Below are 15,817 nucleotides of genomic sequence, written 5' to 3' on the forward strand. Positions count from 1 at the left end.
TAAGGGATCAGCGCCTCTTTCATGTAGTGATTCCGACTGGGCTCGAACCAGCGACCTCCACCCTGTCAAGGTGGCGTCCACCTTATGATCAACTTTCCGCCAATTTATACTTCCCTTTATTTTTCGTGAAAATTTGTACGGCAAGCATTGCGATAAATAATACTAAACCGATGATATCTGACATTCCTTCAGGGTACATGAGCATGAGTCCTGAAGCAATGGCAATTATACGCTCGTACCAGTACAGTTTCCTGTACCAAAACCCGATAATTCCGGCGCCTGTTGCAAGCATTCCAGTAAATGCCGTGAATAACATCCAGATGAGATAAGGAATCGTTGTATCAATCATTAACAATTCTGGCGATAGTACAAACATATAAGGAATGATGAACGCTGCAATTGCCAATTTCGATGCGTTGACTCCGGTTCGTATCGGTTCCCCTCCAGAAACTCCCGATGCCGCAAATGCCGCCAAAGCGACCGGCGGTGTAATATCGGCTACAATCCCAAAATAGAAGACGAACAAATGGGCAGAGAGTGCAGGTACACCTAACAATATGATGGCAGGTGCCGCAATTGTTGAGGTGATGACGTAGTTCGCTGTTGTTGGTGAACCCATGCCAAGTACAATGGCTGTCAGCATTGTAAAGAACAGAGTCAATAACAGCTGGCCGTTGGCCAGACCGACCAATCCATTGGCAAGCTTCAGCCCCAGACCCGTTTTCGTAACTACACCAACGATGATTCCCGCAGATGCGGTAGCCGCCGCTACGGAAAGTGCCGTTCTCGCACCGTCCACTAGGGCCTCCACCATTTGCTTAAATCCGATACGAGTACTTTTCCGGATGGCACTGACAACGATCGTACCAATGATGGACCAAAGAGCCGCACGCATAACACTCACTCCGGTCATAAGGAGAACAATGATCAGGAGGATCGGGAGCAATAGATAAATCTTCCCAAATACCTCTTTCCTGTCCGGCATTTCCTCTTTTGATAAACCTTTAAGGCCCACTCGTTTTGCTTCAAGGTGAGTCATGATCCATATTCCGGAGAAATACAGGATTGCCGGGATAACAGCCGCCTTTGCTATTTCCCAGTATGTGATTCCAATGAATTCAACCATCAAGAATGCTGCTGCCCCCATGACAGGCGGCATGATCTGTCCACCTGTTGATGCAGCGGCTTCAACGGCACCTGCAAATTCTTTGCGGTAACCAAGTTTTTTCATCATCGGTATCGTAAATGAACCTGATGTGACAACGTTGGCAACTGAGCTTCCACTGATAGTTCCTTGCAAAGCACTGGAAAAAATCGCAACCTTTGCCGGTCCCCCCACCCTTCTGCCTGCAATCGAAAGGGCCAAATCATTGAAATATTGGCCGACGCCGGTTTTCACAAGGAACGCACCAAACAACAGGAATAAAAATATGAACGTTGCAGAAACATACAACGGCGTTCCCAAAATTCCTTGTGATGTATAAAACATAGTATTAATGAGACTTTCAAAATTCAAACCTCTATGTGCCAGGAAACCCGGCATCGACGGACCAAAATATGCATACAACATAAATAAAAGAGCAATGATCGTGATCGGAAGTCCTACAGCGCGCCGCGTTGCTTCTAGTGTCAATAAAACAGCGAGCGTTCCGACTGTCAAATCAAGCGTGGTCAATGTTCCCACCCGATTGACTATGGTTTCAATCATTAGGGGCCAATAAGCACCCACCCCAACTGATAGGGTGGCAAAAATGATATCATACCACGCTACAATGTCCTTCCGCCTCGTCTTTCTTTTCGCCGGAAAAAGAAGGAATATAAGTGAAAGAGCAAATCCCAGGTGGATGGACAGCAGAATTTGACGCGGTATCGATTGTGTAATAGACGCATACAATTGAAAAATGGAAAACGCCAACAATCCGAAAAATATTATCCAACCAAGCGTACCTCTTACTCTCCGCGTAGCTGATTCCGGATCATATTTTTCCAATATTTTACGTTGTTCCTCTTCCGATAAAGCTTCATGGGTCGGTTTATCTGCCAACAATATTCACTCCTTTCCATTGCTGCCATAAAGAAAGCTTCCTTTTCTCAATCCTTACCACAGATCCCGGCTCGGTAATCTCTGTAAATGGCGTTACCTTCTCCCCAACCACAAGACGATGGTCGGCGCTTACCTGGCCAGTGCTAAGATCAATCCAAGGAAAATCACGCTTCATGTTTCGGATATAATATTTACCATCTTTCATCTGGAAGGTTTCCCCTTCCTCTGAATTGGATGGCATGCCTACAGCTGTATCTTCATATTCCAATTCCACTTGGCGGACGACACCATTTTCCAGTACCTGATATTCCTCTTTAACATCTGAATGGTGAATGGAATGGTTATATACTATTTGAAATCGGCTGTTCGCTGCCCTAAGCGGGAAGTAGGCGAGCAGCTGATTTTCTTTTTGAGACTTGATTGTAATCGTATCTGTTACTGGAACCACTAAAAATATGAAAGCTATAAATGGTATGATGAACAGCATCAAACGTTTGGGCATATTTCTCTCCCCCAAAAAAATCCTCTTCAAAGAAAAGAATAGACCGAAAGGATGGTCCGGTCTATTCACGCCATTGGATATACATCACTTATTTTTCCGCTGAAATGCCCTTTTCATCAAAGTACTTTTTGGCACCTGGGTGAATATCAATGGCCATTCCATTCAATGCATTTTCAACACTGATTTGCTTGCCTTTTGCATGACCGACTTTATCAGTATTCTCATATATCGATTTCGCCATTTCGTAGACAAGGTCATCTGATAAATCGGATCTGACGACAAGCATAGCTTGGACCGCTACTGTATTTACATCCCTCTTGGCATCATACGTTCCTTTTTTGATTGTTTCCTTTGCATAATAAGGATATTTTTCTATAAGGGCATCAATTTTATCATCTTCAAGGGGAACAATAACGACTTTTTCAGTTGCCGCTAATCCCTCAACAGCTCCTGTCGGTGTTCCTGCAGTTATGAAAGCGGCATCAATTGTACCATCTTGAATTCCTGTAGTGGAATCATCAAAAGACAGATTTCTGGCTTTTACATCGTCAAGATTCATACCGTACGCTTCAAGAATCTGTTCCGCGTTGGCAAGCGTCCCTGATCCGGATTCTCCGACAGAGACTGTTTTGCCTTTCAAGTCTTCTACCGATTTAATTCCGGATTTCTTCGTAGTAACTATTTGGAGCGTTTCCGGATAAAGTGTTCCCAGACCTTTCAGGTTGTCCACTTTTTCTTTGAACATATTGGTTCCTTCAGTGGCATATGTAGCGATATCCGTTTGTGTGAAAGCCACTTCGGCTTCTTCTTTTTTAATTAGGGCCATATTTTCCGCAGATGCTCCCGAAGTGACTGCATTGGACTCTATTCCTGTTGCATCCTTGATCAAATTGGCAAAACTTCCTCCAAGCGGATAATATGTACCCCCAGTACCGCCTGTCGCAATACTGATGAATTTGACACCATAATCTTTCCCGCCTTTTCCTGTCTTCTCCTTTCCTTTATCATCTCCACCACCGCCGCAGGCTGCCAGCACTAATGAAATCACTAACATAAAAGTGATGCTAAAAAAAGATTTTTTTCGACTCATTTAAAGGCCTCCTCACTTTTTTTAAACATGATTTAGCATAATGTCTTTCATGCAGGCAAACATAAACGTCACTTTCACAAATGTACTGTAAACGTACGATAAAGTGTTCTCGCTAAGTTAAACTCCCTCTCATTTTACCCTATTTAAAAATAACAAAACGTCAGCTTTAACATTACACATACCATATGATAAAGTATTTATCATACAATCTTCCGAAAAGGAGGCTAATAAAATATGCAAGGTACGATTACAGAAATAGAGTTTAGCAGCAAAGAGTTAGATGAAAAGCTAGAGCTTTTGATTTATTTGCCTGCAAATTATTCGCCACTGTATAAGTACTCTCTTTTGATTGTTCAGGATGGAAAAGACTACTTTCAGATGGGCAGACTCACAAGATTTGCGGACCTATTGCTCGCCGAGAAAAAGATTGAAAATCTGATCATCGTCGGGATTCCATATAAAAACGTGAAGGACCGTCGGAAAAAATATCATCCAGAGGGTGAAAAGAATGAAGCATACATAAGATTTTTGGCCCATGAACTTGTTCCCTGGCTGGAAAAGGAATATCCCACCACCAGCATTGGAAAAAGCAGGACTTTGATGGGGGACAGTTTGGCAGCCACCGTTTCTTTAATGACTGCAATAGAATATCCCCACACGTTTGGAAAAGTTATTTTACACTCGCCATATGTAAATGATAAAGTACTTTCTGCTGTCCGTTCTCATAAAGAGCCTTATCTTTTGGATGTCTATCATGTGATCGGCAAAGATGAAAATGAAATCAAGTTTTCAGCAGAGCGGGTGGAGGATTTCTTGACTCCGAACCGGGAGCTTCATGAGGCTTTTGAGGAAAATGGCTTCGATTCTTTTTATGACGAATTTGATGGCGGCCACTCGTGGAAATATTGGCAGCCCGATGTTAAACGTGCACTGACAATGATGTTTTCCCGTTAAATTATGTTCTATAATTTTACTTCAGTATAAAATGTCAAAAACGTTGATTCATCAGCATTTGCAATCTTTTTGTATCTCTCATATTGCAATATAAATCATAATACAGCACGCACTTGGGGCTGCTTTCGGGGCAAATAGGGGCTTAAAATGGTAGATGCTTGATAATAAAATCCGGTCCGGTCATACCGGGCCTGTTTTAATCTGCCTATTACAATTCAACAACTGTATTAACATCATTTTATGTGCATCTCCTTTTAAATCCACATGAAGTATGATGCACTTGAACAAATATAAATTTTAAAATTGTTAAAAAAGCAAAAAGGTATTGTAGAAGAATATTATATGCATTTTGCTGATAGAGTTTTAGATTATTATTTATTAAATCTTGAAATGGAACATTTCTATGTTCAAGGGGGAGAAATGAATATGAGAAAAATCTTTTATGGCTTCTTCATTGTTTTAGTATTGAGTGCCTGTTCCCAGAAAGAAAATATTGACACTACAGAAGATGAAATTCCTTTTACAACAAAAATAGAAGTCCCTAGTACTATTTTCACTTCTGAAAAAAACAATAGTACAATTGACGAAGAAGAAATGAAGCTGAGCATAAAAACATATCTAGACAGCAGCGAAGAATTATATAATGCCAGTTATCCATTTGAGGAGATTATCGATGCAGGTGAGGAATTAAATAAAAATGAAATAGAGAAATTTAATAGAATTAACAAGCTTACAAAAGAAAATGATGAAAATTTCTCTAATTATATCTTATATAATACCTTGCCTGAAGGTTATCAAGAAGAGTCTGAAAGAATTAGTCGTTACATTACAGCTTCAAGTGAGTATATTCATGAATTAAATAAACTACTCGATAACGTGAGTGATGGAAATTTTTCTGAAATAGACATTGAATCCATCATTGATAAAAGTGATGTGGTGAATGGAAGAGAACAGAAAAAAATAGAAGAATTCCTTGATAAGGAGAATATTCACACAAAAGCATTTGGACGGGACAATTAAGAAAGAAAAGGTTCATCCTTTTGTACTGCATAAGATGAACATTCAAAAAAGGTGCCCCGAATTAATGCGGACACCATTTTTGTGAATTCTAGATTTTTCACAAATTGTAGAGATTATAGAGAAACACCTTTAAAGAAGTTACATAAAGAGGATAACTCCATGTATTACGATTAAACGGAGCACCCTCTTTAGTTTATTTTAACAATACTTCGTCTAATGCAGAATAATTGAAATAGCACTATAAACCAATAATAATGCCATTATTATATTAAATGGCCGTCTGTACTTCGCTAATAACTTTTGAAAAATAGAACCAAATAAACTCCAACTAGATGAACTTATAAAACCAACAATCCCTAAAAAAAGTGAGAAAATTAAGTAACTAAAGTAAGAATGATAATAAGGAAGAATAAAGGTTGTTACAACTGTTACGCTATAAAGAATACCTTTTGGATTAATAAATTGTAATATTGTACCTATTACGAAAAGATTTTTACTGCTGGCATCTTTTCTATCGTTATGATGATCTTTACTGGTAAGTGTCTTAAAAGCCAAATATAACATATAACCCATACCCAAAATGGTCAAGGGCCTTTTATAATTGGTAATACGTTTATAAGCAAAAGATTAAAAAAACTACACACTAATGCGAGAACAAAAAATCCTACTGAAACTCCCAGACAAAACTTGATCGTTTTATTAAATCCATATTTGTTTGCAAACGACATCGCCATAAAATTGTTTGGCCCCGGAGTAAAACTGTTAATAAAAACAAACAACAAGAAGGATAAAAATGGCACTGTTCGAAACTCCCCCCTCACATTTTGCATGTTATAATGCACAAAACGCACAACATAAATTACCAAACTATATTGTACATTTCAGACGTTATAATGTAAATCATGGAGGATGATTTTTTATGGAGGATATTCATTTGATTTTGGCGAAAAATTTAAAGGCAATTAGGAAGAAGGAAAAACTAAGTTTAGAAAAAGTCTCAGAATTATGTGGTGTCAGTAAAACTATGATAGGTCAAATTGAAAGAGGAGAATCCAGCCCAACTCTTACAACTATTTGGAAAATCGCTAATGGATTAAAAGTCTCTTTTACTTCCTTAATTAATAATCCACAGCCTGATACCAAAGTTGTTTCAAAAGAAGAGATTCAAATCTTGTCTGAAGACAATGGAAGGTACAGAGTATATCCCTTTTTTCCTTTCCAAGAGGAAAGGCGCTTTGAAATTTATGCTGTTGAAATTGAAAAAGAAGGTATGTTAAGTTCTGATTCACACAGAAATGGGACCGAGGAATTTATTACTGTTTTTGATGGAGAAATTACTATAACTGTTAATAATTGCGAGTATAATTTAAAAAATGGCGATTCAATAAGATTTAAGGCTGATAGGCCTCACACATATTATAATCCTGGAACAACTTTAACTAGGTTAAGTATGACAATATATTATCCTGTTTAATACACACTCACGGGTAGCGTTGATTAAACACGTTCCCTAATCTAGAAGGCAAGGCAGTGACAGCATTCAGTGAAAGTTTGCCAGGTGGGCTAAAATTCGGCTAAAAAATAAAAATTAGCCCCAAATTCCTAATACACAAATGGTTTTTAATGGTTTAGTTTCTTATGTCCTATAGGAAAAGCTGTCAAAGATGTGCTATAGTAATAAGATATAGAAGATTTTAACCATTATCGAAATAGGGAGGTTATAAAGAGATGAAATATGGAATTGTTATATTTCCCTCTAAGACATTGCAGGATTTGGCAAACTCCTATCGGAAGAGGTATGACCCCCATTATGCGCTGATTCCTCCTCATCTGACATTGAAAGCGGCTTTTGAAACAGATATGGATGTCAATTCCATCACTGAGCAGTTGGAAGCGATCGCAAAGAAATATGAACCTTTCACTTTAAACATCAGAAAAGTGAGCTCATTCCAGCCCATAAACAACACAATTCATTTGAAGGCAGAGAAGACATCACAGTTAGAAGATCTTTACGAGGATCTTTACTCATCTTTGCCTGGTGATAAGCCGGAACATCCTTTTGTTCCGCATATTACAATCGGACAAAAGCTATCGAATGATGAGCACTCCGATGTGTATGGCCAGCTAAGGATGCTGGGGGTTGAACACGAAGAAATCGTTGACCGGTTCCATCTTGTGTACCAGCTTGAAAATGGGTCATGGACTGTTTATGAGACGTTTCGCCTTGGAAAGGATCCCCAATAATGAAAGTACTTCAAGCCGGAACAGAAAATCAACTTCAAGATGCTTTCAACATTCGTAAAAAAGTGTTTGTCGAAGAACAGGACGTTCCTATTGAAATCGAAATCGACGAACATGAAAACAACTCAGCCCACTTCGTTCTTTATGATGAAGAAACGCCAGTAGGCGCGGGCAGATTCCGGGTTCTTGATGGAAAGGGGAAAGTGGAAAGGATCTGTATTCTTCCGGAATATCGCGGAAATGGTGCAGGCATTCAAATCATGGAAGAAATTGAGGAGTATGCAAAAAAACTCCCTGTTGACGAGTTAGTTTTGAATGCCCAATCCTATGCCGTTCCCTTTTATGAAAAGCTTGGATATAGTATGATATCGGACGAGTTTTTAGATGCAGGCATTCCGCACCGCAAAATGAAAAAGAAGCTGGAATAAAGAATCCCCTTAAGATTTCATTCCGAAATTTTAAGGGGATTCTCCTTTTAGCCAAGGGGTATGTCCATTTATGGATATAGCAATGTCGCCATTTTCTATGAGTGAGGTTATGTATGCGGTAAAAGAAGTTCTGAATAGCAGCCATTGTCCGATTTCACGGGCCTTTAACCCGTAGTAATCAAACATTTTTCCCAATAGAACCTCCATTGAAATACCGTTGGGTGACATTATTATGCTGTTTAACAGGAATTGCTTGATGTGTGTATGGCAGTTGATATTTGCCTGAATCGTCTCTGAAATATCGGCTTCGTAATCACCGTGCCCCGGAAGCGCCCCTCGGAAAACCAAGCTCTGTAACTTCTCAAGAGAGTGTATCGTGGCATCCGCATCTACAATGAAAGGAACCTTATGCTTGGCAAGTACTTTGGGACCAAAATAGCTGTCTGCTGCATATAGGATCTCCCCAATGATAATTCCCATCTGCGAGTAGCTGTGTCCAGGCAAATGAACAGCCTCAAAACGAAAAGGTCCCACTTCATGCCGCCCTTCATGGATGAAACCATCAATGATTACCGGCTCCCCCTCCAAAAATTTGTTTCTTAATTGTTTAATCGGCATTGCACCATTCCACAGATAAATCGGTTCAAGAATAGGATGTTCCATAATCGCTGCTTCAAGCCGCGGAGCATGCAATTTTACCTTTTGCTGCTTCTGCAAAAAGGATGCGCCTCCATAGTGGTCAGTATGAGCATGAGTCAAAAAAACATAATCGATGGGAAGATTGTATCCCTTCAATATGTTCAATATCTTTTTTGCTGTGCCTTTATCAATACCGGAATCAATGAGCAACCCCTTTCCATCTTTATGTATATATCCGATATTGACAGCGCCGCAGAAATAATAGCAGCAATCCGAAATTTCCCTCAATTCCAAACTAAACAGTCCTTCCAACTATATTGTTATACATATTCGTTTAAATACCGGCCTTTCCCTTTTTCTTTTGTAAATTTTCTATTTTTACGTGGTTTCGCCCCGCTTTTGCCTTTATTTTTCAGCTGGATTACCGCCGCAGTTGCCCCCGATTGGAATTTTGGCTGAAACCTGATTCTGGGTGTGAAATGGACAGGTATGGGATCACGGGTTTTCTCCTTTTCCTGATCTCTTTTTTGATATTCCGTGTATTGGTTTATTTTGATTGGTGTAATATATCCCATGGAGCAGATTCCTCCTTTTCCATAATTAATACTATTTACCCCAATAAAATAACTTTAAACTTGATTTTTCAAAAAAGTAGGACTTGCACGAATGCAAGCCCTCTCGTCTATTTTTTATTCAACATATTTGAAATAGTGTTCATATCCAATTTATTTCCGTCCTTTGTTATCGTACGTACCATCTTATCTTCCATCTCTTTTGAAACCGGACGGTTTGCAATCCTTGCAACTTCCCTGATTACCCGTCGGACTGTTCTCTCATCTTTAAAGTTTGCATTTTGTAGTGAATTCGCAAGTTTAAGTACTTCATTCATATCGACCCCGGTCTTGCTCTCAATATTTTTGAAAAATTGATTATCCATTATTTAAAATAGCCTCCTTTTCATCTTTTATATATTATGAAGAAGGCTATTTTTGGTGAGGTATAGATGGCCAAAAATGTAGGATTCCACCAATATCCTTTATCAGGAAAGTGGTTGGTAGGCTTGGACGGATAGGAACGATGCAACAGGACGTCGCTGCTAGACTGCCGTCAGACAATTTCCCAGTACAGGACCTGCTGACAATCGAATATCACCTTTACTGTACGTATTAAACAAGATCATTGCGCTTTGACTCTTAGCCTTTTGGCTTGAATATTAAAGCTCCTAGGAACCCGAAAACAATGGCGGCTGAGATGCCTGAAGAGGTAACTTCGAACATTCCTGTAATGACACCTACAAGTCCGTGCTTGTCGGCCTCCATCATCGCTCCATGGACTAACGAGTTCCCAAAACTTGTAATCGGTATGGTCGCTCCAGCCCCTGCAAAATCAATAAGGGGATCATACAGACCAAAACCAGCTAATATTGCACCAGCAACAACCATTGCACTCAAGGTGTGGGCAGGCGTCAATTTGGCAACATCAAACATGAGCTGTCCAATCACGCAAATAACCCCGCCAATAACAAATGCCCAAAAAAACATGGCAAGCATGAAATCCCTCCTGTTAAATGTATTCGATGGCGACTGCATGAGCGATGCATGGAATGGATTCTTTCTGCTGGAAAGAAAGCGGTGACAAAAGAGCACCAGTAGCTACAAATAATATTCGTTTATACTTTCCTTCCTTCATCTCATTAAGCAAATGTCCATACATGACAATCGCTGAGCAGGCAGGACCACTTGCTCCCGCAAATACCTCCTGCTCTTTTTTATATATGAGAAGACCGCAATCCTGAAACTGTTCCGCTTCAACAGATACCCCTTTTTGTTTAAAAAGATCTAAAGCTGCCCTCCTGCCTATATCGGCGAGGTCTCCGGTTACAATCAGGTCGTAATGGGATGGGTCAATACCAAGATCGAAAAAATGCCTTTGGATTGTGTCAACGGCTGCCGGCGCCATCGCCCCCCCCATATTAAAGGGATCAGTCAACCCCATGTCAATCACTTTTCCGATAGTGGCCGAAGTAATCCTTGGATGCGGAGAATTGACCAATGTTCCCGATCCGACAAGAGCAACCCCTGCTCCTGTTACCGTCCATTGAGCAGTCGGCGGCTTCTGTCCCCCGTATTCCGTAGGGTAGCGGAATTGGCGCTCTGCCGAAGCATTATGACTCGAAGCTCCGGAAAGGATATAGTCGGCCCCGCCATTATTAACGATCAAAGCTGCGAGCCCTAGACCCTCCGTTGAAGTGGCACATGCACTAAATATTCCAAGGTGAGGAATTTGGTTCGTTCGCGCTGCAAAACTGGTCGGAGTAATTTGATTGATTAAATCACCAGCCAAAAAAAACTGAACATCCTCCCCTTTTAATGCTTTTTTTCTTAAGGCAATATCAACAGCATCCTCAAGCAAAACAGTTTGCGCCTTTTCATAAGAATCTTTCCCCATCCATAAATCCGTGTGAAATTTATCAAAGTCATTTGTGAGACGTCCTTCCTTCTCAAAAGGACCGCCTACCGTACCTGTTGATAATATGGCCGGCTTACGGTCAAATACCCACGTCTGATTGCCAACAAGCATTATAACCCTCCCCACTTTATTAATATCGTTTTGATGAGTGCAACAAGAAACGCAGAAAACACCCCAAATATGATGACGGATCCTGCCAGTTTAAATATATTTCCTCCTACTCCCGTAACAAAGCCTTCACTTCTGTGTTCGATCGCGGACGATATGACAGCATTACCAAAACCGGTCACCGGTACTGCACTTCCTGCCCCAGCAAATTGGCCAAGCCGGTCATATACACCGAATCCTGTCAGAAGCATGGCAAAGAAAACCATTGTAGCAACAGTAGGGTTTCCTGCTGTCTGCTCGGTAAAATCGAAAAAATAAATATAAAAGTAAGTGACCGCCTGTCCGATAACGCAAATCGTACCGCCTACCCAAAAAGCCCGAATACAGTTTTTTAAAATGGGCCTTTGGGTTTCATGTTTTTTCTGAAGTTGTTCATATTGGATCTGTTCAGGTGTCTTTGCCTTATTTTTGCTGGACATCTTTTTCTCTCCTAAGTCATTTCTTCTTTTAATCGAATGATTTTTTTAAACCGTTTTCCAGCTTCGTCATTGGACATATTGTCGTCGTCCAAATCCTCTTTTAACCTCACTGACTCCAAGAAGATTTTATAATCGCTGGAAACTATAAATTTCTCGTCGGGATATTCTTTGTTCAGTTTTTTGGTAAGTTCTTTTTCAATCTTTTTCATTCTAAACCTTTGAAGATGCTTCACTTTATAAGCCACAATGATATTCTTATCACCTTCTACAACTGCTACATCATAAATTTCATCAATTTTTGACACTTCTTTTCTTACCTGGTAGGCAATTGACTTATCCTCATCCCTTTGTTTCAATTCAATAGGAGGTGGACTCGTCGTTTTCAGCAAGGCTGAATCACTCTTATTGTGTTCCTTGCCGTCATCATAGGAGCATGCGGAAAGAGTCAAAAAAATGACGGCTGAAATAATAATCTTTGATGATTTCCTTAGCATGTCAACCTCCGCTTTTCAGAATGGTAACTATATTTTTCACCATTTCATGTAAATTATGAACGGAAATGTCTGCTCATGTTACTAACAGATATTTTAAAAAATAAACAGGGAAATTCCCGTTAAGAATTTCCCTGTTTATTTATGCATGCCAATCAGCGAAAAAGCTCTTCGCTAGTACATTTTCGTCTTCTTAGTGGGCCCGCCGCATCCGCAGCCTTTTCTCTTTTTATGAACAGGAGTGACCGGCCTTTTCTTACTTCCATTTTTTTTCAAAAGTCTCACTTCCCGCTTTGGTATTGGATGCATCTATGCACCTTGTTTATTTTATGTTTATCCCAGGTTTATCGTTTTCCTAAAATCCCAGATCACTCTATGTTTTTTGACTGAATCCACGTTTCCACTAAAGCTGCAAGTCCCGCGACAGCCAGAACAATGACCACGGGCTTATATAGTACAGGAATGTAATAACGCATCAAGAATAATCCTATTGACACCCATATGCCTGTGCACCAGAAACAGCTGAGAAGGGCACCCATCCATCCCCGAAGGCCTTCTTCTTTTGGCAGCAAATAGACTTCTGTTTTCCCTTCATCGTTTTTTTCCTCATATTCATCCATAAATGGACTTCTAATCCACTCCGTTATTTGATCATAGACCAAAAGTCTCGTGAGACGAAAAACAGCCATGCTGAAAATGATGTATTCCAGCCACGAAATATCCATTGATTCCACCCCCTTAATTGCCTATTTTATGTAAAACAGGCGTCTGTCCGTTACTCATTTACCCATGGATTAATATGTTATTAGTGTCAATGACCATATACAATAATAAGGAGGAAATTAAAGATGAGCTTCGAAGAAATGGAATCGCCCTTCGATCATACAGAGCCGACATCTCATCATCACGGGGGCGGAGGCAGTGGTGGATGCAGCGGCGGCTGTACCCTAGATTGTGTTTGTCAAGTAGTCAGGGCAATTAAAGATATCCAGGATCAGGCAGAAGAAGAATGCGAAGCATGCACATCCAACTGCTTTGTTGAACCGCTTGGGGATTTGGGCGTACGTGGACGCAGAGATGCGGACACTCGCGTATTCACTTTAACTCATAAAAACGGTGAATTGTTTAAGGCTCTGTTCAGAGGACATCAAGGCAAATGTGTATCAGTCTTTTTCAGGGTGGAAGAAATCTTTGATAATTGCTGTGCTACCCTGAGAGTACTTGTTCCTTTGAGAAAAGATGGGAAGACAGTTGTTGATATCATGGACACACACGGAAAAGTTAACTTTGCCGAGCTTTGCGAAGTAAGAGACTGGGGCCGGAGTAATAGCTGTGTAACGGTTGATCTCCACTGCTTCTGCGCAGTCCAATGTATTGCAGATGTCGACCTGGAGCTTTGCGATTAATTCAGAAGACGGAAATGGACCTACCATTTCCGTCTTTCAATTTTCGGGAAAATACTTAAAATCATTAAGCGTTGATCCGGATGCCAGTCAAATCTTGTTTTTCAATCTTAACGAGTTCTCCGGAATCTGCCTTAACCACTATATTTTCCTTTTCAGCTGCATGAAGCTTTCCTGTGACACTGCTATTCCGTGTTGAAAAAGTGCAGGAATAAAATTGGGGCTTTGATGATAAATGATGAAGCTTCTCCCCTATTGTCATGGAGATGAAAGATTTTACAGGGTTAAGCCCTCCTTTCGAAGGTCTGTGGCTGCTATGATCATGATACCTAAAATAATCTGCAGCTGAAACAGGTTCATTTTCTTCTTTGACCTGCTTTATCTCTTCCTTTTCCTCTACTTTTTCCTCTTCAAAAATGAACTCCTCTTCCTCAAAGTATTTGATATTATTTTTTTTCGTTTTGTTCCTGCCAAAGTCAACTGTATCTTCAATTCTGCTGGTCGAAGCACCGGTTTGGTCTGTACTTGATCTGTATTGGGTTTGCATCTTGTGGCTGGGCTCCTTTAAACTGGGTTGCGAAATATATAATAAGGGCTTTTGGGACTTCGGTTTATCTTTTTCCTTCAAATCGGTCACCCTCCATCACTGAAACTTTCTTATTATATGTATGCATATCCCTCTTTGATGTTTATTAGGAATAGAACAATAGCGGAAGTTCAATTCATCAATTTATAGGAAATGCCAGCAGCAAAACAATGAAGTCGATTCCCGTAAAAGAAGAGTGTAAATCTCTATGCAGAATTGTCTTATGCATCGAGTCGATGTCATTAGATCGTCTGTCTTATACATTGAATCTCTTTGTATCATCACAATATAAGATCGTAATTCGCAATCTGATCGTTTATTTCTTATTAAAATCACAAAAAACTGCCGTAAATATTGAACGGCAGTTTTTTAATATATCTTGTAGTATAAAAATATTTACAGCTGGCAATGCCTGTTTCAGCACCATACCAATTGGAATATTATTGATTGGCCGCCTGCTTGGTCATTAAGCATCCTTGGGCAATAATGCTATACATCCAACCATTTTAATTACCCATTATATGGTAACCAGAATCGACATGGATGTTTTCACCAGTAATACCGCGTGAAAGATCACTGAATAGGAATACTGCAGTATCTCCGACTTCTTCCGGAGTTGTTGTTCTGCGAAGCGGGGCTTTTTCTTCAATTTCTTTTAAAATGCTGTTAAAGTCGCTGATCCCTTTAGCTGAAAGTGTACGGATTGGACCGGCAGAAATTGAATTCACCCTTATGCCTTGCTTACCGAGATCGCTTGCCAGATACATGACGCTTGCATCAAGGGAAGCTTTGGCCACACCCATAACATTGTAGTTCGTTACTACGCGCTCACCGCCAAGGTAGGTCATTGTTACAATGCTTCCACCTTCCGGCATAACATTTAGCTTCTGCACTGATTTGGCAACAGCAGTCAATGAATAAGAACTGATGTTGTGAGCAAGAAGGAAACCATCCCTGGTTACGTTCAAGTAATCCCCGTCAAGTTCCTCTTTGTTGGCAAATGCAATACAGTGGGCAATCCCGTGTATGGGTCCTGCCTGTTCCTTGATTTGGCTGAAACACGCCTCGATATCTTCATCTTTTGTCACATCGCAAGGAAGAACCAATGATTCCCCTTCAAGCGTATCTGCCAATTCACGGACATTCTTCTCCAGCCGTTCACCTGCATATGTAAAAATCAGTTTGGCTCCCGCTTTATGTAAGGATCTGGCGATTCCCCATGCGATACTCCGTTTATTTGCAACCCCCATAACCACAAAGGATTTTCCATCTAAAGAAAGCATGCCAATTCCTCCCTTTATAATCTTTTATTACATGTTATTAGCACCTAGTACTAATCATACACGAGTGCTTTTTGGTTTGT

At 40.3% G+C, this 15,817-nt stretch carries 19 protein-coding genes, 1 tRNA gene and 1 pseudogene; 6 read left to right on the forward strand and 15 right to left on the reverse strand.

Features of this window, described 5'->3' with window-relative positions; all coding sequences use genetic code 11:
- Positions 1-27 precede the first annotated feature (27 nt).
- The 4 genes from C509_RS25955 to C509_RS0102825 all read right to left on the reverse strand — a co-directional run bounded on the left by C509_RS25955 (position 28) and on the right by C509_RS0102825 (position 3,636).
- A tRNA-Val gene (locus C509_RS25955) sits at positions 28-113 on the reverse strand.
- Positions 89-2,044 (reverse strand): TRAP transporter permease, encoded by a 1,956-nt coding sequence (locus C509_RS0102815; protein WP_018705386.1) that lies wholly within the window; start codon positions 2,042-2,044, stop codon positions 89-91. Before C509_RS0102815 ends, C509_RS25955 begins: the two co-directional genes overlap by 25 nt.
- Positions 2,034-2,546, reverse strand: coding sequence for a DUF1850 domain-containing protein (locus C509_RS0102820; RefSeq protein ID WP_018705387.1), 513 nt, complete (start codon positions 2,544-2,546; stop codon positions 2,034-2,036). Before C509_RS0102820 ends, C509_RS0102815 begins: the two co-directional genes overlap by 11 nt.
- A gap of 88 nt (positions 2,547-2,634) precedes the next feature.
- The gene (locus tag C509_RS0102825; protein WP_018705388.1) at positions 2,635-3,636 is read right to left on the reverse strand and encodes a TAXI family TRAP transporter solute-binding subunit; all 1,002 of its coding nucleotides are present in this window, start codon (positions 3,634-3,636) and stop codon (positions 2,635-2,637) included.
- A gap of 234 nt (positions 3,637-3,870) precedes the next feature.
- Here C509_RS0102825 and C509_RS0102830 point away from each other — a divergent pair, with 234 nt between their 5' ends.
- Together C509_RS0102830 and C509_RS0102835 are read left to right on the forward strand one after the other, a co-directional pair.
- Positions 3,871-4,590, forward strand: coding sequence for an alpha/beta hydrolase (locus C509_RS0102830; protein WP_018705389.1), 720 nt, complete (start codon positions 3,871-3,873; stop codon positions 4,588-4,590).
- 426 nt (positions 4,591-5,016) lie between these two features.
- A complete protein-coding gene (locus tag C509_RS0102835; protein WP_026319653.1) occupies positions 5,017-5,610 on the forward strand; it encodes an NDxxF motif lipoprotein in 594 nt (197 codons plus the stop codon).
- Between the two features lie 213 nt (positions 5,611-5,823).
- Here C509_RS0102835 and C509_RS24605 read toward each other — a convergent pair.
- A pseudogene (locus C509_RS24605) lies at positions 5,824-6,410 on the reverse strand (LysE family translocator).
- Between the two features lie 119 nt (positions 6,411-6,529).
- Here C509_RS24605 and C509_RS0102845 point away from each other — a divergent pair.
- From C509_RS0102845 to C509_RS0102855, 3 genes are all read left to right on the forward strand, one after another.
- The gene (locus C509_RS0102845; protein WP_018705392.1) at positions 6,530-7,084 is read left to right on the forward strand and encodes a helix-turn-helix domain-containing protein; all 555 of its coding nucleotides are present in this window, start codon (positions 6,530-6,532) and stop codon (positions 7,082-7,084) included.
- Positions 7,085-7,338: 254 nt separating this feature from the next.
- The gene (locus C509_RS0102850) at positions 7,339-7,854 is read left to right on the forward strand and encodes a YjcG family protein (RefSeq protein WP_018705393.1); all 516 of its coding nucleotides are present in this window, start codon (positions 7,339-7,341) and stop codon (positions 7,852-7,854) included.
- A complete protein-coding gene (locus tag C509_RS0102855; protein ID WP_018705394.1) occupies positions 7,854-8,279 on the forward strand; it encodes a GNAT family N-acetyltransferase in 426 nt (141 codons plus the stop codon). Before C509_RS0102850 ends, C509_RS0102855 begins: the two co-directional genes overlap by 1 nt.
- Before the next feature lie 30 nt (positions 8,280-8,309).
- Here C509_RS0102855 and C509_RS0102860 read toward each other — a convergent pair whose 3' ends face one another.
- From C509_RS0102860 to C509_RS0102895, 8 genes are all read right to left on the reverse strand, one after another.
- Positions 8,310-9,230 (reverse strand): MBL fold metallo-hydrolase, encoded by a 921-nt coding sequence (locus C509_RS0102860; protein WP_245542417.1) that lies wholly within the window; start codon positions 9,228-9,230, stop codon positions 8,310-8,312.
- A gap of 8 nt (positions 9,231-9,238) precedes the next feature.
- On the reverse strand, positions 9,239-9,493 hold the full coding sequence (locus C509_RS0102865; RefSeq protein WP_018705396.1) for a hypothetical protein: 255 nt from the start codon (positions 9,491-9,493) through the stop codon (positions 9,239-9,241).
- A gap of 107 nt (positions 9,494-9,600) precedes the next feature.
- Entirely contained in the window at positions 9,601-9,855 is a 255-nt protein-coding gene (gene spoVIF, locus C509_RS0102870; protein ID WP_018705397.1) for a sporulation-specific transcription regulator SpoVIF, read from the reverse strand.
- Between the two features lie 256 nt (positions 9,856-10,111).
- The gene (gene spoVAE, locus C509_RS0102875; protein ID WP_018705398.1) at positions 10,112-10,468 is read right to left on the reverse strand and encodes a stage V sporulation protein AE; all 357 of its coding nucleotides are present in this window, start codon (positions 10,466-10,468) and stop codon (positions 10,112-10,114) included.
- Positions 10,469-10,481: 13 nt separating this feature from the next.
- Positions 10,482-11,498, reverse strand: a complete 1,017-nt coding sequence (gene spoVAD / locus C509_RS0102880; RefSeq protein WP_018705399.1) for a stage V sporulation protein AD — start codon at positions 11,496-11,498, stop codon at positions 10,482-10,484.
- Positions 11,498-11,974, reverse strand: a complete 477-nt coding sequence (gene spoVAC, locus C509_RS0102885) for a stage V sporulation protein AC (RefSeq protein ID WP_018705400.1) — start codon at positions 11,972-11,974, stop codon at positions 11,498-11,500. The genes spoVAD and spoVAC overlap by 1 nt, the downstream gene beginning before the upstream one ends.
- 11 nt (positions 11,975-11,985) lie before the next feature.
- Positions 11,986-12,468, reverse strand: coding sequence for a YhcN/YlaJ family sporulation lipoprotein (locus C509_RS0102890; protein WP_018705401.1), 483 nt, complete (start codon positions 12,466-12,468; stop codon positions 11,986-11,988).
- Positions 12,469-12,833: 365 nt separating this feature from the next.
- Positions 12,834-13,190 carry a DUF1360 domain-containing protein gene (locus tag C509_RS0102895; protein WP_018705402.1) on the reverse strand — a complete coding sequence of 119 codons (357 nt, stop codon included), beginning with the start codon at positions 13,188-13,190 and terminating at the stop codon, positions 12,834-12,836.
- A gap of 123 nt (positions 13,191-13,313) precedes the next feature.
- Here C509_RS0102895 and C509_RS0102900 point away from each other — a divergent pair, with 123 nt between their 5' ends.
- Positions 13,314-13,871 (forward strand): CotY/CotZ family spore coat protein, encoded by a 558-nt coding sequence (locus tag C509_RS0102900; RefSeq protein ID WP_018705403.1) that lies wholly within the window; start codon positions 13,314-13,316, stop codon positions 13,869-13,871.
- Positions 13,872-13,935: 64 nt separating this feature from the next.
- Here C509_RS0102900 and C509_RS0102905 read toward each other — a convergent pair whose 3' ends face one another.
- Together C509_RS0102905 and fabI are read right to left on the reverse strand one after the other, a co-directional pair.
- Complete coding sequence (locus C509_RS0102905; RefSeq protein ID WP_083934512.1) at positions 13,936-14,505, reverse strand: CotO family spore coat protein; 570 nt, start codon at positions 14,503-14,505, stop codon at positions 13,936-13,938.
- A 455-nt stretch (positions 14,506-14,960) separates the two neighbouring features.
- Positions 14,961-15,737, reverse strand: coding sequence for an enoyl-ACP reductase FabI (fabI, locus tag C509_RS0102910; RefSeq protein WP_018705405.1), 777 nt, complete (start codon positions 15,735-15,737; stop codon positions 14,961-14,963).
- Positions 15,738-15,817: the final 80 nt, after the last annotated feature.

The sequence above is a fragment of the Siminovitchia fordii DSM 16014 = CIP 108821 genome, from assembly GCF_000374565.1.
Classification (GTDB): Bacteria; Bacillota; Bacilli; order Bacillales; family Bacillaceae_C; genus Siminovitchia; species Siminovitchia fordii.

Excerpts from the sequence above, each read along its gene's own strand:
- C509_RS0102820 (WP_018705387.1), bottom strand. The coding sequence starts at position 2,546 with ATGCCCAAACGTTTGATGCTGTTCATCATACCATTTATAGCTTTCATA.
- C509_RS0102825 (WP_018705388.1), bottom strand. The coding sequence starts at position 3,636 with ATGAGTCGAAAAAAATCTTTTTTTAGCATCACTTTTATGTTAGTGATT.
- C509_RS0102830 (WP_018705389.1), top strand. The coding sequence starts at position 3,871 with ATGCAAGGTACGATTACAGAAATAGAGTTTAGCAGCAAAGAGTTAGAT.
- C509_RS0102835 (WP_026319653.1), top strand. The coding sequence starts at position 5,017 with ATGAGAAAAATCTTTTATGGCTTCTTCATTGTTTTAGTATTGAGTGCC.
- C509_RS0102845 (WP_018705392.1), top strand. The coding sequence starts at position 6,530 with ATGGAGGATATTCATTTGATTTTGGCGAAAAATTTAAAGGCAATTAGG.
- C509_RS0102850 (WP_018705393.1), top strand. The coding sequence starts at position 7,339 with ATGAAATATGGAATTGTTATATTTCCCTCTAAGACATTGCAGGATTTG.
- C509_RS0102855 (WP_018705394.1), top strand. The coding sequence starts at position 7,854 with ATGAAAGTACTTCAAGCCGGAACAGAAAATCAACTTCAAGATGCTTTC.
- C509_RS0102865 (WP_018705396.1), bottom strand. The coding sequence starts at position 9,493 with ATGGGATATATTACACCAATCAAAATAAACCAATACACGGAATATCAA.
- spoVIF (WP_018705397.1), bottom strand. The coding sequence starts at position 9,855 with ATGGATAATCAATTTTTCAAAAATATTGAGAGCAAGACCGGGGTCGAT.
- spoVAE (WP_018705398.1), bottom strand. The coding sequence starts at position 10,468 with ATGCTTGCCATGTTTTTTTGGGCATTTGTTATTGGCGGGGTTATTTGC.
- spoVAD (WP_018705399.1), bottom strand. The coding sequence starts at position 11,498 with ATGCTTGTTGGCAATCAGACGTGGGTATTTGACCGTAAGCCGGCCATA.
- spoVAC (WP_018705400.1), bottom strand. The coding sequence starts at position 11,974 with ATGTCCAGCAAAAATAAGGCAAAGACACCTGAACAGATCCAATATGAA.
- C509_RS0102890 (WP_018705401.1), bottom strand. The coding sequence starts at position 12,468 with ATGCTAAGGAAATCATCAAAGATTATTATTTCAGCCGTCATTTTTTTG.
- C509_RS0102895 (WP_018705402.1), bottom strand. The coding sequence starts at position 13,190 with ATGGATATTTCGTGGCTGGAATACATCATTTTCAGCATGGCTGTTTTT.
- C509_RS0102900 (WP_018705403.1), top strand. The coding sequence starts at position 13,314 with ATGAGCTTCGAAGAAATGGAATCGCCCTTCGATCATACAGAGCCGACA.
- fabI (WP_018705405.1), bottom strand. The coding sequence starts at position 15,737 with ATGCTTTCTTTAGATGGAAAATCCTTTGTGGTTATGGGGGTTGCAAAT.